At 40.1% G+C, this 15363-nt stretch carries 16 protein-coding genes; 12 read left to right on the forward strand and 4 right to left on the reverse strand.

Annotation, left to right across the window (positions count from 1 at the left end; translation table 11 throughout):
* Positions 1-117: 117 nt before the first annotated feature.
* A complete protein-coding gene (locus ACX27_RS23760) occupies positions 118-579 on the reverse strand; it encodes a hypothetical protein (protein WP_062296037.1) in 462 nt (153 codons plus the stop codon).
* 107 nt (positions 580-686) lie between these two features.
* Here ACX27_RS23760 and ACX27_RS23765 point away from each other — a divergent pair, with 107 nt between their 5' ends.
* The 4 genes from ACX27_RS23765 to ACX27_RS23780 are packed head-to-tail and all read left to right on the forward strand — an operon-like array spanning position 687 to position 3323.
* Positions 687-2129 (forward strand): RecQ family ATP-dependent DNA helicase, encoded by a 1443-nt coding sequence (locus ACX27_RS23765; RefSeq protein WP_062296039.1) that lies wholly within the window; start codon positions 687-689, stop codon positions 2127-2129.
* 50 nt (positions 2130-2179) lie between these two features.
* Positions 2180-2551: an HNH endonuclease gene (locus ACX27_RS23770; RefSeq protein WP_062296041.1), complete on the forward strand. Its 372-nt coding sequence runs from the start codon at positions 2180-2182 to the stop codon at positions 2549-2551.
* A gap of 18 nt (positions 2552-2569) precedes the next feature.
* Entirely contained in the window at positions 2570-2938 is a 369-nt protein-coding gene (locus ACX27_RS23775; RefSeq protein ID WP_062296043.1) for a hypothetical protein, read from the forward strand.
* Positions 2928-3323: a hypothetical protein gene (locus ACX27_RS23780; protein ID WP_062296045.1), complete on the forward strand. Its 396-nt coding sequence runs from the start codon at positions 2928-2930 to the stop codon at positions 3321-3323. Before ACX27_RS23775 ends, ACX27_RS23780 begins: the two co-directional genes overlap by 11 nt.
* 57 nt (positions 3324-3380) lie before the next feature.
* Here the strand turns inward: ACX27_RS23780 and ACX27_RS23785 are convergent, their stop codons facing one another.
* Both ACX27_RS23785 and pheS read right to left on the reverse strand, forming a co-directional pair.
* A complete protein-coding gene (locus ACX27_RS23785; RefSeq protein WP_062296047.1) occupies positions 3381-3977 on the reverse strand; it encodes a Uma2 family endonuclease in 597 nt (198 codons plus the stop codon).
* A gap of 123 nt (positions 3978-4100) precedes the next feature.
* A complete protein-coding gene (gene pheS, locus ACX27_RS23790; protein ID WP_062296049.1) occupies positions 4101-5093 on the reverse strand; it encodes a phenylalanine--tRNA ligase subunit alpha in 993 nt (330 codons plus the stop codon).
* A gap of 343 nt (positions 5094-5436) precedes the next feature.
* Between pheS and surE the strand changes: the two genes are divergently transcribed.
* The 7 genes from surE to ACX27_RS23825 all read left to right on the forward strand — a co-directional run bounded on the left by surE (position 5437) and on the right by ACX27_RS23825 (position 12169).
* Positions 5437-6237 (forward strand): 5'/3'-nucleotidase SurE, encoded by an 801-nt coding sequence (gene surE / locus ACX27_RS23795; protein ID WP_062296051.1) that lies wholly within the window; start codon positions 5437-5439, stop codon positions 6235-6237.
* A gap of 381 nt (positions 6238-6618) precedes the next feature.
* A complete protein-coding gene (locus ACX27_RS23800) occupies positions 6619-7503 on the forward strand; it encodes an MBL fold metallo-hydrolase (protein WP_062296052.1) in 885 nt (294 codons plus the stop codon).
* Between the two features lie 298 nt (positions 7504-7801).
* Positions 7802-8857 (forward strand): bifunctional riboflavin kinase/FAD synthetase, encoded by a 1056-nt coding sequence (locus ACX27_RS23805; protein WP_062296054.1) that lies wholly within the window; start codon positions 7802-7804, stop codon positions 8855-8857.
* A 108-nt stretch (positions 8858-8965) separates the two neighbouring features.
* On the forward strand, positions 8966-9874 hold the full coding sequence (locus ACX27_RS23810) for an AAA family ATPase (RefSeq protein WP_062296056.1): 909 nt from the start codon (positions 8966-8968) through the stop codon (positions 9872-9874).
* A 343-nt stretch (positions 9875-10217) separates the two neighbouring features.
* Positions 10218-10421: a hypothetical protein gene (locus ACX27_RS23815; protein ID WP_062296058.1), complete on the forward strand. Its 204-nt coding sequence runs from the start codon at positions 10218-10220 to the stop codon at positions 10419-10421.
* A gap of 28 nt (positions 10422-10449) precedes the next feature.
* The gene (locus tag ACX27_RS23820; RefSeq protein WP_062296060.1) at positions 10450-11346 is read left to right on the forward strand and encodes a DUF3352 domain-containing protein; all 897 of its coding nucleotides are present in this window, start codon (positions 10450-10452) and stop codon (positions 11344-11346) included.
* Complete coding sequence (locus tag ACX27_RS23825; RefSeq protein ID WP_062296061.1) at positions 11294-12169, forward strand: DUF3352 domain-containing protein; 876 nt, start codon at positions 11294-11296, stop codon at positions 12167-12169. The genes ACX27_RS23820 and ACX27_RS23825 overlap by 53 nt, the downstream gene beginning before the upstream one ends.
* A gap of 58 nt (positions 12170-12227) precedes the next feature.
* Here ACX27_RS23825 and ACX27_RS23830 read toward each other — a convergent pair whose 3' ends face one another.
* A complete protein-coding gene (locus ACX27_RS23830) occupies positions 12228-13259 on the reverse strand; it encodes an aldo/keto reductase (RefSeq protein ID WP_062296063.1) in 1032 nt (343 codons plus the stop codon).
* Positions 13260-14049: 790 nt separating this feature from the next.
* On the opposite strand from ACX27_RS23830, the gene ACX27_RS23835 reads away from it, so the two are divergent.
* Positions 14050-15072 (forward strand): PEP-CTERM sorting domain-containing protein, encoded by a 1023-nt coding sequence (locus ACX27_RS23835; protein ID WP_062296065.1) that lies wholly within the window; start codon positions 14050-14052, stop codon positions 15070-15072.
* The last annotated feature ends 291 nt before the right edge of the window (positions 15073-15363 follow it).

Below are 15363 nucleotides of genomic sequence, written 5' to 3' on the forward strand. Positions count from 1 at the left end.
TAACACGCTTTTTTTATTTATCCAGTAAAATTACCGTAATATTTTTTTATATAAAAATGAGTGTATTCCTCATAATTACGGTAGTATTCCCAAATTTCTGCACATCAAAATTTTTGGTTAGGCTCTTCCTCTAAACTCTAAAATTAATTTTTCTAATAATCTCATTTCCCGTTGAGGAAAAACTCGTCCCCAGTGCAGTGCAAAATTTTCATAACTTTCAAGATGACGTAAAGCACGCCAGAAAGATAAAACCATAGATATACAAGAACTATTGACTTTAAACACTAATTCATTTCGCTGTTGGTTAATTGGTAAATTTGAAAGCTTAACAACATCCAAAGTTAACTTTTTGTCATTTTGGGCAAAGAGAAACTCATATCTAATTGGTTCTGTATTCCACCTAACCACTGCTTTATATTGACCATTTAAAAGGGCTATGAGTGCATCCAAAAGTTCACACAAAGAGTTATCAGGTATATGAGAAGCGGGAAATAACAATTGCTGTTCCTGACTGAACATTTCCACAGTTATCCAACCATGTTCGAGATAACTAAAATCGACTTTAAAGGCTCGCGTCATAAAATTATGGGGAAATTACTGAAGCTGGGGCTAAATAACAGCAGTTATATTCATAGTAACCTCATATTCAATGTGGAAAACCAAGGGCGCATCTACTATTTCTCAGCATGAATCAACCCACAAAAACCACTTGGCAAGATGTTCATGCAGCGTTTCAAAAAATTTGGGGTTACGATGATTTTCGTCCACCACAGGGAGAAGTAATCAGAACTTTATTAGCACAAAAAGATGCTCTGATTATTATGCCAACAGGTGGTGGTAAATCCATTTGTTTTCAATTGCCAGCATTATTACAAACAGGATTAACATTAGTAATTTCTCCCTTGGTAGCGTTGATGGAAAACCAAGTGAAAGAACTACATCAACGCCATCTGAGTGCAGCACTTTTGCATAGTGAACTACCTTCATCTCAACGCCGTGCAACATTGCAAGCATTGGAAAAACAACAACTGCGATTACTTTATTTATCACCAGAGACTTTATTAAGTCCACCAGTGTGGGAAAGATTATCTCAGCCAAAATTGCAAATCAATGGCTTGATTTTGGATGAAGCACATTGTTTGGTGCAATGGGGAGATACATTTCGACCAGCTTACCGCAGATTAGGGGCGGTGCGTCCGGCATTACTCAAATCAAAACCACCAGGAACTAAAATTAGTATTGCTGCTTTTACCGCAACAGCTGATCCATTAGCGCAAAATGTGATTCAAACTGTTTTACAATTAGAGCAACCTGAAATCTTTCGGCTGAATCCTTACCGTGCTAATCTGCATCCTAGTGTTCGTATCGCTTGGACACCAAGGGGGAGAAAACAGCAGTTACTCCAGTTTATTCAAAAGCGATCGCCACAAGCTGGTTTAATTTATGTTCGCACCCGCCGCGATAGCGAAGAATTAGCAGTATGGTTAGCCGAGATGGGTTATCCGACAGCCAGTTACCACGCAGGGTTAAGTGCAGCCGAACGCCGTGCAGTCGAAGCCAGTTGGTTGGGTGGTAAGATACCATTTGTGGTTTGTACCTGTGCCTTTGGGATGGGGATAAATAAGCCTGACGTGCGCTGGGTTGTCCACTATCACGCCCCACATCTGCTATCAGAATATGTGCAAGAAATCGGCCGCGCCGGAAGAGATGGTAAACCAGCCGAAGCATTGACACTGGTGAGTGAACCTACAGGATGGCTAGATTCTGGCGATAAGCAAAGACAACAGTTTTTTGCTGATAAAATGCGATCGCAACTGCAAACAGCACAGCAATTAGTCAAAAAATTACCAAAACAAGGCGATATTAATACAGTCACGCGACAATTTCCCGATGCAGTTGTCGCATTAGCATTACTCCACAGTAGCAGACAATTAAAATGGCTTGATCCTTTCCATTACAAAATTGAATCAAAAGTGCAGAAACAGCCAGCCACACAACTGCAAGCTGTCAAACAAATGCAGCAATATTTAACAACAAAACAATGTCGTTGGCAGTTTTTATTAAATGCCTTTGGTTTTTCTCAAGATGCTGCTAATTGGCGTTGTGGACATTGCGATAATTGTCGTTAATGATGAAAATAAACAGTATAAAATACCTATTAAACATACTAAAAAAAAGTATGAGTACTGGTTCTGCCGATAATTTAGCTCGGTTATACAGTGAGTTGTTAGTGCTTCTAGCGCAAGAAGAAGAAATTCGTAAAAGTACAGAGGAGAAATTAGCAAGAGCAAAATCAGTCATTGATCCGCGTAAGGAGTTCAATAAGTGGCTACAAAGTAATGCAGGCAAAACCTGGAAACAGAAGCAATTTCAATATCAAGAAGGTAAATGTGCTGCTTGTGGTGAATCTCTTCGTTCTGCGGATGCAGTCGTACATCATGTTCTTCCATTAAAAGACTTTGGATCTGCTGCTAACAAACCTGAAAATTTCAGATTGCTACATCCAGGCTGCAATCTGGAAATTGGAACAAAAATTGTTGACTTTTCGTAATTTTGGAAAAGGTTCTATATGGCTGATAAGCAATTAATCAAACAACTGGCTGATGAGTTTGGGTGGACACAAGCCGATGTGAAACGAGCTATCGAAGCATCTCAAGATAATGTAACAACTAGGGATGAAGCAATTCTGTGCATGATTCGTTACGCTGGTTCAGATTTAAAAAAGCGAAATTATGAACTTGCAGCACAAAAGAGAGTCAATGTTAGCCAAAAAGAGATGATTCAGGGTTTAATAGAGCAGTTAACAAATATTCAGGACTTTTATGCTGCCAAGCTAGTTCCGACATTGAGGGCTACAATAATTGAACAGGCAGCATATATCGCCGATCTTCTTAATCAAGTTTCAGGAAAAAACCAAGGAGGTAGCAATGGGCAATGATACTGAAAAGCTGACAAAGCTACATCTACAAGCTTTTGGTCTTTCTAACTACACAATCAAACAACTTGTTAAGGGTTTAAATACTGTGTCAGTTCAGAGAGGATTAAAGGAATATGCTGCGCCTGCCTTAGTAGCTTCTATTGAAGAAAGGTTAGCCAATCCTAAAATTCAAACAGAAAATCGAGTAAAACTCCAGAGAGTACTGACCTGGCTTAGTGGAGAATCTAATGTCATTCCAGTTGATTTTCTTAAAGGATTATCTCCTGAAAGAAGAATAGAGGTGCTTTGCACTCGTCTCCAAGAACTAGAAACTGAAGAAAAAATACTGACAGAAGAAACTTCGAGGCTTTTGAGCCAAGCAAGGAAAATGGTTGCTAATAAATAGCAAACATTGATTACTTATGATTGTTAGGAAATATAATCGCTGCCACTTGATAAAAAACTACTGCTTTGATGTGTTCCTATATCCGGCTGTGAGTATTTGTTCTACTGTTAGCTGTAATTCTGGGAAAACTTTAGAAACGATGAGAGCATTGCCTACAAATATAGTTTCTTCATAAAGCCCATCAACTAATATGAGTACAGTAATCTTATGAGCTTGCGGGTCAACAATCCAATATTCAGCAATTCCCCTAGCAGCATACTCAGAACGTTTGTAGCGATAGTCTCGGTCTTCATTCACTTTACCAGGAGAAACAACTTCAACAACTAGTGCGGGTGGTGGCATATCTAGAGTAATTGTGGATCTAGTTGTACCTTGTAGAATTGTTGCCAGTTCTTCTGTCAGCACAACTAAATCAGGAACGCGCGTGGTTGCACGAAAACCACTGATCACAATTTCAGCTTTATTACTCACGCGATTGACTGGCACAAACTTGAGGAAATTTACTAGTAAAAACAGAGCTATCTGAACATTTTTTGGGCTTTCAGGTGGCATTTTCACTAATTCTCCAGCCACTAGTTCATACTGATGATCAGTGCGATCGTCATACTGCAAATATTCCTCAATAGTCAGTTTTTTACCAGTGGTTGCACTCATAGTCTTACAGGATTTGCATATTGATATTTTAACCTTGGTAACTGACACATCTAGAATTGCAGAACCAATAATCCAAAATGTAGTCAATAGTCAAAATAAAGTGACTATTGACTTTTGACTATTTTAAAACTGCCGTAAAAATCTTAAATCACTGGCATACAAACGGCGAATATCATCGATTTGATGTAACACCATTGCGAAGCGTTCTACACCAAAACCAGCAGCAAACCCAGTATAAATTTCTGGGTCATAGCCTACAGATTTCAGCACATTTGGGTCAACCATACCGCAACCCATAACTTCTAGCCAGCGACCATTCCACTGCAAATCCACTTCAGCCGAAGGTTCGGTAAATGGGAAGTAACTGGCACGAAAACGGATTGGCAAGTCGCCAAACATTGCTTGTAAAAACATCTTGACTGTGCCTTTAAGGTCTGTAAAAGTCAGTCCCTCGTCAATGGCTAACAGTTCTATCTGATGGAAAACGGCTGAGTGGGTTGCGTCTACATTATCACGCCGATAAACTCGCCCTGGTGCGACCACGCGAATTGGTGGTTCTTCTTTTTCCATGTAACGGATTTGCACCGAGGAAGTGTGAGTCCGCAGTAAGTTACCATCTGGCAGGTAAAAGGTATCCTGCATATCACGGGCGGGGTGGTCGGGTGGTGTATTCAGGGCTTCAAAATTGTAATAGTCGGTTTCCATTTCTGACCCTTGGGCTACGGTGTAACCCATCCCGACGAAAATATCTAATGCCCGGTCAATAATGCCGTTGAGGGGATGAATGCGACCTTGGGGACGGAAAATTCCTGGCATTGTGACATCCAGGGTTTCTCCCTCTAGTTGCGCCTGAATTTTGGCGGTTTCTAAAGCAGCACGTTGCTTATCTAGACTAGTTTGCAGGGACTCTTTAACTGTATTGGCGATCGCTCCAATTTTAGGACGTTCCTCTGCACTCATCTGCCCCATACTGCGTAACAATGCCCCTAGTTGCCCTTTTTTCCCCAGGTAATTGACTCTGAGTTCTTCTAGGCGTTCTAGGGTATCAGCAGCTGCGATCGCATTTTCTCCTTCCTGCTGTAATGCTAAAAGTTGAGTCTCTAAATTGCTAGTCATTAGTTAATAGTCATTAGTCATTGGTCGTTGGTCATTAGTCATTGGTCAATAGTAAGAACTCTTTACTCATGACTAATGACGAAAGACAAATAACCTTATTTTATAAGCGATCGCGCCAGGGAGGATTTTTTCTTTGGTATTTGTGATGTCAACCATTGACAATTTAGCTTTAACTGTTGACTATGGACTCTTGACACTGTGAATTTTAGATTTTGGATGATTCTGTCAGTTCATACCCCATAATCTTTTGGGCAGAACAAATCTAAAAATCCCCAGACTGCATCCCCAAAATGAGCGCAGTCAATCTAAAATCTAAAATCCAGAATCTAAAATTACATGACCCATGAGATTACTTATTAGTAATGATGATGGTATTTTTGCCTTGGGTGTGCGTACACTAGCCAACTGCTTGGCAGAAGCTGGCCATGATGTAACTGTAGTTTGTCCAGATCGGGAGCGATCGGCTACCGGACATGGATTAACTTTACACCAGCCCATTCGTGCGGAAATTGTCGAATCAGTTTTTCATCCCAGCATCAAAGCTTGGGCTTGTGATGGCACGCCTTCAGATTGTGTCAAATTAGCACTATGGGCTTTATTAGATTCTCCTCCAGATTTGGTGCTGTCTGGCATTAACCAAGGTGCCAATCTCGGAACCGAAATTCTCTACTCTGGAACTGTTTCAGCAGCGATGGAAGGAGTGATCGAAGGCATTCCCAGCATTGCTTTTAGCCTGACTAGTCATCTCTACAAAGACTTTCAACCAGCTGCTAAGTTTGCCAAAATTTTAGTTGAGCAACTAGCCGCCAAACCCTTACCAGATTTAATGTTGCTGAATGTTAATGTGCCTGCGGTGAAGTGGGAAGAAATTGCCGGAGTCACTTTTACCAGACAAGGAGTCAGGCGCTATGTTGATGTGTTTGACAAGCGCATCGATCCCCGTGGCAAAACTTATTACTGGTTAACTGGTGAAGTTCTAGAAGATGTGGAACCCCCAATTGGTTTAAATTTACCGCAAAATATACCCATTGATGTGCATATCATCCGCAAAAACCATATCAGTATTACGCCATTGCAGTACAATCTCACCTATCCAACTGGACTAGATAAATTATCCCACTGGGAAATTCCTTTAGATAAGTAAATTTATATACTTTCCATCTAAAGGCAACTACATAATTAAATTCATCTACCAATTTGGCAAAGTCATGATGAGCATTTTACCCTGCTGCTCAGAGCCTTCATTTTCCTGCCCTTGGACTTTTTCTGATCAGTTAAAGGCATCACAGCAAAATTTAGGTTATAAAGTAGGAGCGTTTTGATATTACTGATACATATAATGTGGGAAATATTCAGGTAACTCTTTTGCAGGATTTCTTTGACGTTCACACAATCTACCCCAAACAAGGTATGCTGTTGTACCAAGAAAAACATTCTCTACCAAATGTGGTAAAACAGCATAGACTTAACCAAACAAGTAACATTTTTGTTCTTGATCGCCCGCTCAGTCCAGCAAGCAACACCCATGTCTAGGATAGAGAACCAATTTACCGTACAATTTTGGGGTGTTCGTGGCAGCATCCCCAGTCCAGGGCCACATACTGTCCGCTATGGTGGTAATACCCCTTGCGTTGAGATGCAAGTGGGCGACAAACGCTTAATTTTCGATGGTGGTACAGGACTGCATGTTTTAGGACAATCTTTACTGCGCCAAATGCCCTTAGAAGCTCATCTGTTATTCACGCATTCCCACTGGGATCACATGCAGGGCTTTCCCTTTTTTGTACCTGGGTTTGTCAGAGGCAATAATTTTCACATTTATGGTGCGATCGCTCCTGATGGTTCAACCATTGAGCAACGCCTCAACGACCAGATGCTTCACCCAAATTTCCCAGTGCCATTGCAGATTATGCAAGCCAATTTGCATTTTCACGATGTCAAACCAGGGCAACCCATTCATATTCATGACATTACCATAGAAACGGCATCATTAAATCATCCCGGTGAAGCCGTTGGCTATCGAGTTAACTGGCGCGGTGGTGCTGCTGTATATATCACCGATACAGAGCATTTTCCGGATAGGTTAGATGAAAATGTGCTGTGGCTATCTCGCAATGCCGATATCCTCATCTACGATTGTACTTACACCGATGAGGAATATTATTCGCCAAAATCGCCGAAAATTGGTTGGGGACATTCCACTTGGCAAGAAGCAGTAAAAATAGCCAAAGCTGCCAATGTCAAAACTTTGGTAATCTTCCACCATGATCCAGCTCACAATGATGATTTTTTAGATGCTGTCGGGGAAGAAGCGGCGCAGCAATTTCCAGGCGCAATTATGGCACGGGAAAGAATGGTGCTACAAGTGTCTACATCTGTCCCATTATCAGAATCTTTTCCTGTTAGATAAGTTGTCTGGGTAAAAGTTGCCTGTCAAGCGATTGTAGATTTTAGATTAGATTGGTGATCAAGAGCTATAAACGCGAGAATGTACCTCACAAAGACACTATGAAAACTGGAGACAAAGTTGTGTGTTTATTAATGTTAGAACTACTCATAGTATAAAAACGAAAAATCAACGGTTTGGGTGTTAAGTGTTCATCAACTTTACACCTCTATACCCATACACAGCTTGTCTTCTACTCATTGGTGTTCCATCAGGTTGCTTGCGATTTATGGCGAAATAAACCTCAAATTCCAGAATCTACGTGCTAAATTTGTCTCAAAATGGATGTTCTGTATGGGTTGCTGCTTCAGCCACAGAGGTTCTCAGGCCAACTAATGTTGCGCTGGGCAAATTTGATGGCGTACATCTTGGCCATCAAAGGGTAATTCAGCCGATTCTACAGCCAGCAGCGAACAAAGATGGGGATAGTAGAATTTGCCAAGACGATCCCAACCAACCCCCAACACCAGAACTCATATACTCAACAGTTGTAACTTTTCGTCCCCATCCACAGGAATTTTTTACGGGAACACCCCGTACTTGGTTAACACCACTGGATGAAAAAGTTCAACAATTGCGCTCGCTAAGAGTGGAACAACTAGTATTATTACCCTTCGACAAGGAATTATCAGCTTTGTCGCCTGAAGAGTTTGTCGATAAAATTCTCGTCCAACAATTACAGTGTCAAAGAATTAGTGTTGGGCAAGATTTTTGTTTTGGTAAACAGCGTCAAGGTACTGCTAAAGATTTGCAATTACTGGCAGCCCAGCACAATATTCCCGTTACTATTGTTCCATTACAAACACATACAGATAACTTGTCAGACAGTGGATTTGTCAGCCTACCTCCGATTAGCACTTCCTTAATTCGCCAATGTCTGGAAAGCGGCGATATTAAAAACGCCAATTTATGTCTTGGACGACCTTACACTCTCTTCGGTACTGTGGTTCAAGGTCAACAACTCGGTAGAACCATTGGTTTTCCTACGGCTAATCTCCAAATACCTAGCGATAAATTCTTACCACGTCACGGCGTTTATGCAGTCAAGGTATATATTTTGAATGACACGGCCGCTACGACTCCACAATTGATTTTGGGAGTAATGAATATTGGTAATCGCCCCACAGTAAATGGTACAAATTCATCTGTAGAAGTACACTTATTTGATTGGTCTGGGGATTTATACGGCAAACAATTGGCTGTAGAACTCATCGAATTTTTACGCCCAGAACAGAAATTTGCGTCTCTAGAAGCCTTGAAAACCCAAATTCAGCAAGACTGTACCATTGCTCAAAAAATTTTATCGGGAGAATGCTAACTTCCGATGATGAAGTGGGAATACTGAAAATTAGGGAGTGGGGAATGAGGCATAGGTTATTCTCCATTCCAGTTCCTAATCGCCAATTCCTCAATCATTCTGTGGTGCATGAGAGAACAAATTGAAGCTTTAACTCAAAATCTCGCTCTGACCATTGTCGGTAAAACCGAAGCAATTCGCTTGGTCTTAGTCGCCTTATTAAGTGGTGGTCATGCACTATTAGAAGATGTTCCTGGAGTTGGTAAAACGCTGCTGGCTAAATCTTTAGCGCGTTCGTTGGATGGCAAATTTCAACGCTTACAATGCACTCCTGATTTACTTCCCACAGATATTACTGGTACGAATATTTGGAATCCCAAAACTGGTGAATTTACCTTTCTGCCTGGGCCAGTGTTTGCTAATGTACTTCTAGCTGATGAAATTAACCGCGCTACACCTCGTACTCAGTCAGCTTTATTAGAAGTAATGGAAGAAAATCAAGTCACAATTGATGGTGTTTCTCGGTCAGTTCCCCAGCCATTTTTTGTGATTGCTACCCAAAACCCCATTGAGTATCAAGGGACTTTCCCATTACCAGAAGCTCAAATGGATAGATTTATGCTGTCTTTGAGTTTGGGTTATCCTTCAGCACAAGAAGAATTGCAAATGTTGCAAAATCTCCAACAAGGAATGAATGTAGCGGAGTTGCAACCTTGTATTAGCTTGGCAGAATTACAACAATTGCGTCAAATCTGTTCTCAAGTCAGAGTAGAAGCTTCTTTGCAAGAGTATATTTTAGAATTAGTACGGGCAACGCGACATGATGAAGAAATTACTTTGGGTGTCAGTCCGCGCGGAACTGTCGCATTACAAAAAGCAACTCAAGCATTAGCATTTATTTCTGGGCGTGATTATGCTATCCCCGATGATGTAAAGTTTTTGGTGCCTTACGTTCTCTGTCATCGCCTCATTCCTAGGGGAGGACGTAATGCGAGAACTGTGGTGGAAAGATTATTGCGATCGCAGCCTATTCCTTAATTCAAATTACCAAGAAAGGCAGGAGGCAGCAGGCAGAAGTAATTTTTCCTGCCCTCTGCCCCTGGCCATTTCTTGGTGAGTGACTTTCCTTGAGCGTTCGCGCAGCGTCTCCGTCAGGAGAAGCCGAAAGGAGCCAAAGCACTACTTCCTACTCCCATCTATATAACTCTTAACCACTATTGTTAAAACAGATTATTTTTTAATACTTAATTTTAAATTTTGGCAAAATCTATTTATTTTCTAGTAATAAAAATATAAAAAAGAAACCTGCACAATTGTATTTTATGCCTTATACATTTAGTTGCTAGGTTGCAATTCTAAAATCGAAAATCTAAAATTCAAAATGGTATCACCGATTATTACAGTATCGCTATTATCAGTTTTAGCAGTGGCTTCTCCTGTGGCTGAAAAAAGCGAGGCTGAGGCATCTACTACCCTGAATGTCCCGGCGATCGCTAACATCTTACCAGCAGACACACCATTAGTCGGCTTAGTTAACACGAAGGTAGATGCTTGGGCAGCCTTAAGTCGTTTTTTATTTATTTGACAGAGCATTTTCCGCCGTAGCTCAATATTTGCCACCTTCTTTTAAACTCGACTATGTGCGAGAAATTGAATCTTTGTTGGGTGAACAAGTAGCGGTGGCGTTTCTACCCAAGGTTGAAGGTACAAACGCAACTATAGAGAATAATTTTGTAATGTTGGCTCCTCTGAAAGATGAGTCCCGCATCCAGCCTTTTTTAGACTTACTGAAAAATGGTGATCCAAAACGGGTCAAGGTAAGTGAGTACAAAGGTGTAACTATTATAGAACTCCAGGTTCCAGAACCAGCCGAACCGCCAAAATTACCAGAATCACCAGAATCAAATCCAGAGACGGAATCAACAACTCCATTACCAGAGTTACCAAAAGCACCTGAACCAGCAGCATCACCAGAATCTAATTTAGACAAACTTCCCAAATTACCGACAAAGCCGATAAAACTACCCCTAACCGAAAATAAATCAAAAATCACACCAACTAATTCTCTGAAGAAATCAAAATTAGCGGCGATTCCACCGATTTTGGGTAATCCAGATTGGTTAAAAAGAAGTCCAAGAGGACTGGCGATCGCTACTTTACCAGGTTACATTGTCAGTGGATTTACGGGTAAATCCATTGAGCAAATTATTGATGCTTCGCAAAAAGAGAATAATCTTGCTCAAAATCCCCAATTTCAGGCAATAATTAAGCATCCCCAGTATGCTAAATCTTTGTTTGCCATGTATGAAAACTTGGCAAATTTTGTTCCTTTAATTAACGACCTCAGCAAAGATCCAAGTCTGCCTTTTCCGATTGTTGGTAGTGAATCAATTAACGTTGATGAATTAAAAAAAATTTGGGAGCATCAATGGTTTTTTAACAGTAGAACCAGAAGGATTGCGTCTTCAAGCTATAGCCTATCGCCAAACTCCAAAATCAGAAACAGATGAATTTCAAACTGAACAACCAGAGGCGATAGTATCAAGATTACCAGGTGCTACTTACTCTGCTGCCACAGGTCGCAATCTCAATCAGAAATGGCTACTAATAGCACAAGCTTTGAGTACAGAACCAAAACTCAAAGAGTATCTCGACCAACTCCGGACTTTTGTCCTGAATAATACTAAACTGGATTTAGAAAAAGACATCCTCAATTGGATGGACGGTGATTATGCTTTCTTTTTGTTTCCTTCTAAGGGAGGGTTATTAGGCTCAATTCCTAACTTGAATTTAGGCATCGGTATCGCCTTAGAAACAAATAATCGAGCTGCTGCTGAAACTACGCTCAAGAAATTAGATGAACTGATCAAATCTTTCTCAGAAGGAGAAGTTGTAGTTAATACTCATGATATCCAAGGTCAAAACATTACGAGTTGGGATATCAACGGAGAATCTTCTCAAAGCTTACTTGCTTATAATTGGGTAGACGAAAAAACCCTTGTAATTTCAACAGGTTTTGGCGCAATTAAAGATTTAGTACCACAACCTTATATTCCCTTGCCTGCAACTTATAATTTCCAAACTGCAACTAATTCTTTACCCCGACCTAACTACGGCTATTTTTATTTGAATGGGGGATCTACCTTGTCTTGGATTTATGGATTTGCTCCCAGTTTCTTTGATGATAAAAACTTCCGACCTTGGAAATCAATCATTGGTTCAATCTACAGTTTAAGTGCCACAAGTTCTACGACACCAGATAAAGAACAAGTTGATTTCTTAATGGTATTAGCTCCTACTAGAAGGCCAATTAATCCTGTGGGTAAAGAGTAATTGTGTGAGGCAGAAGCTCAGAGATTATTTATAAAGTAAATCTGAACTCTGCCAGACATCAACCCAACCACTCAGGATTAAGTGCTGTACTATCAAATTGACTAGTAGTTTTAAACAATTCATATTGACCTTTAGCCGCCGCTTGACGAGTCCGGTTTAATAGTTCTTGAACTTGTGCTTGACTCATAGGTTCAAATGTGCGGACTGCTTCAAAAGCTTGGTCTAAAATTTTCATACTTTCAATGCCTGTAATCACTGTGGATGTTGGTAAATTCATCGCATAGTGTAAGCATTCGATGGGTTTAACTGTGTTGCTTTTGAGAATGTTTTGATCACCCATTGATTTCATTCCCAAAACACCAATTCCATCTTTCACAAGTCTGGGTAAAACTTGACGTTCAAAACTGCGAAAATGGGCATCCATAACATTTAATGGCATTTGTACTGTATCAAAACGAAAGTTGTTTTGAGCAGCAACATCCAGCATTCTCAAGTGAACTAAGGGGTCTTTGTGGCCAGTAAAGCCAATGTAGCGAATTTTGCCAGCTTTTTGGGCTTCTAGAACCGCCTCCATTGCACCGCCAGGAGCAAAAATCCTGTCTGGGTCTTCCATACGGATGATTTCATGATGCTGTAATAAGTCTATGCGATCGCTCTGCAATCTTTTCAACGAATCATCAATTTGCTGGGCTGCGGCTTTTTTTGTGCGACCATCAATCTTTGTCATCAGAAACACTTTTTGCCGATAACCATCCCGGAGTGCTTTACCCATCCGAATTTCACTCCCGCCATTGTGATAGTCCCAGCTATTGTCCATAAAGTTAATACCACGATCAATGGCAGTGCGAATCAGCCGAATACCTTCTTCTTCGTCTTTTGGCCTACCAATATGGTGTCCGCCCAAACCAATTACCGAAACTTTTTCCCCAGTACGACCTAACTGACGATAAATCATTTCGCCTTTTTTAATTGGAGTGGGTTGATTTTGAGCTAAAGCTTGTTTGCCAATTCCTGCTGACGCTGCTAGTCCGACTGTTCCTAAACCAGAGGCAGAAGCTATTTTCAGTAAATCTCGTCTACTGATTTCCATAAATCATTGAAATCAAACTATTACATCCTCATAGCTTTGCACGGTGCAGAGTAAGCTACATCTAACTGTTGAAAGAGAACAGTCTTGATCAATAGGTATATTAAACCTGGATTTCTCTCTTGTGAGAAATCCAGGGGTGTGGGAAGGGTGGGAGGAGTGGGAGGATGGTGAAGAAATCTTTCCCCCCACACTCCCCACACTTTTCACACCCGCTACCCATACGTGAGAAATTCGGGTTAAACCACTTATGAATTATTAACCGGGAAGTATTGCTATATCAGGTTCTTTGTTGTTAGAGTGATTGCTGATTTGGTGTCGAGGTAGTAGGTTTTAAGATATTTAAATAAGTGTCAATAAATATTGAAATGTAATTTCATCAATAAATTATTTAAACACTTACAGTTTTATGTATTGAATTTTATGCCTAAGAATAAATAAATTTTTCGTAAATTTATTCACGCAGATATGCTGGCGTAGGGAGTTCATGTTATTTGTGAATTCTAGATATCGAGAAAGTGAGTTCCTAGTTAATTAACTCTTGCCTCGGAGAGATGATTGCAAATCTTTCATCTGAAACCTGATATAGTCTTTCCTGGTCTGCTGAGGTACAAATTTATCTGCATCAATCTGTGTACCCTTCGGAAAGCCGATACTGCTTCTACATCGGCGGTTAACTCTTATTGCTTGTACTTCACTAGAATAAGAAACGCTATAAAAACTTAATAAATAAGCAGATGCAAGATTGGGTGTTTATCTCTCTTAATATCTAACAAATTTAAGAGGTAATAACATGAAATCCAACAGACAGCTATCCAAAATAGTTTTAGTTTCTCCAGCCAGTGTTTCAAGTAGTTTAGTAAATATTAGTATATGTACTGTCATACTTGCTGGAGCAGCCTCAGCCCCTGCTCTTGCTGATCCAGTTCCAGATCCTGTTTTTCCAGATTTACCCACAGTCTTCTGTTTTCGTTTCACCGATAGCCAATTAGTTCCTGGAGACGCGGGTAATGACCGCATAGAATTCGAGTTTGAGGTTTTAAACTGGACAAACACAAAAGCATCTGGTGTAGATATTGCTTTAAACCAAGGTAATGGCTTTGGCAGCGTCAGAGAAGCTAAACCATTCTTTGCAGGAGCGGGTATTGATCCTAATGGTAGACCCATTGGAGCGGGAGACGATGGTCTTCCTCCTGGTAACTTGAATATTACTAATGATTGGCGTGTAGATTCTATTACTCCAGGTAATGAGTTAGAGAAAACAGCAATTAAATGGAGAGCAGGAACACCAATCAATAATATTGATTTATTAGGTGGAACAAGACCTAGTTTCATTAACCCTAATGATCCAGAAACAATCGATAACGGAGACAATGTTCTTGATGGGTTTACATTTACAGCTGATGACTTTGATATAGGAGAAGTTCTTTCATTTAACTGGTTCCTCAAAGATGTAAATGATGTTCCTATTGGGAGTGTAGGTAGAGGAAATGCTTATGGTTTCGGTACAGTAAACATTACTCGTATTACTTCAGGAAGTCCTTTACCAGGAAGAGTATTAGTAGGAAACACTGGTTTTAGCCAATCGCCGAATCTTTTCTATGATCGAATATATGATTTAGGTGATGGTACACAGTTAGCTGCGGAATTTGGTGCTGGGATTACTGCTCCTTTTCAAAACCCAAATGATAATCCTGGTGTTGCTATTAACACAGAACCTGTCCCTGAACCTACAACAATTATGAGTTTAGCTGTTGCATTTGGCTTCGGAAATTTTTTTCAAAAAAAAGATTTCCTAAAAAGCAAAAGAGCATAGCATAAATAGTCTAATCCCCTTTGGGAGGATGTTTGAGATTTATAATTGATCACGGTAACATCTGAAGATATTGCATTATTTTCTTTTAAAATGTTACCAAGCTGAATATTTATATTTCTCAAATATCTACTTAAAGCTAAAATAGTTTTTAGCTAATGTTTAATGAAGAGTTTTAAATAACTTTCACTTTGTTTAACTGGTTACTTTTATTAGTAAGGATGCAAAAATGGATCAAGCCAAGCTAATAATAATTAATAATTATGGCTCTCCCAGACTTGAGTTGATAAATTA

The organism is Nostoc piscinale CENA21 (genome assembly GCF_001298445.1).
Lineage (GTDB): Bacteria > Cyanobacteriota > Cyanobacteriia > Cyanobacteriales > Nostocaceae > Nostoc_B > Nostoc_B piscinale_A.

Bases quoted from the DNA above. Each gene is read 5' to 3' on its own strand.
- ACX27_RS23760 (WP_062296037.1), bottom strand. From the start codon at position 579: ATGACGCGAGCCTTTAAAGTCGATTTTAGTTATCTCGAACATGGTTGG.
- ACX27_RS23765 (WP_062296039.1), top strand. From the start codon at position 687: ATGAATCAACCCACAAAAACCACTTGGCAAGATGTTCATGCAGCGTTT.
- ACX27_RS23770 (WP_062296041.1), top strand. From the start codon at position 2,180: ATGAGTACTGGTTCTGCCGATAATTTAGCTCGGTTATACAGTGAGTTG.
- ACX27_RS23775 (WP_062296043.1), top strand. From the start codon at position 2,570: ATGGCTGATAAGCAATTAATCAAACAACTGGCTGATGAGTTTGGGTGG.
- ACX27_RS23780 (WP_062296045.1), top strand. From the start codon at position 2,928: ATGGGCAATGATACTGAAAAGCTGACAAAGCTACATCTACAAGCTTTT.
- ACX27_RS23785 (WP_062296047.1), bottom strand. From the start codon at position 3,977: ATGAGTGCAACCACTGGTAAAAAACTGACTATTGAGGAATATTTGCAG.
- pheS (WP_062296049.1), bottom strand. From the start codon at position 5,093: ATGACTAGCAATTTAGAGACTCAACTTTTAGCATTACAGCAGGAAGGA.
- surE (WP_062296051.1), top strand. From the start codon at position 5,437: ATGAGATTACTTATTAGTAATGATGATGGTATTTTTGCCTTGGGTGTG.
- ACX27_RS23800 (WP_062296052.1), top strand. From the start codon at position 6,619: ATGTCTAGGATAGAGAACCAATTTACCGTACAATTTTGGGGTGTTCGT.
- ACX27_RS23810 (WP_062296056.1), top strand. From the start codon at position 8,966: ATGAGAGAACAAATTGAAGCTTTAACTCAAAATCTCGCTCTGACCATT.
- ACX27_RS23815 (WP_062296058.1), top strand. From the start codon at position 10,218: ATGGTATCACCGATTATTACAGTATCGCTATTATCAGTTTTAGCAGTG.
- ACX27_RS23830 (WP_062296063.1), bottom strand. From the start codon at position 13,259: ATGGAAATCAGTAGACGAGATTTACTGAAAATAGCTTCTGCCTCTGGT.
- ACX27_RS23835 (WP_062296065.1), top strand. From the start codon at position 14,050: ATGAAATCCAACAGACAGCTATCCAAAATAGTTTTAGTTTCTCCAGCC.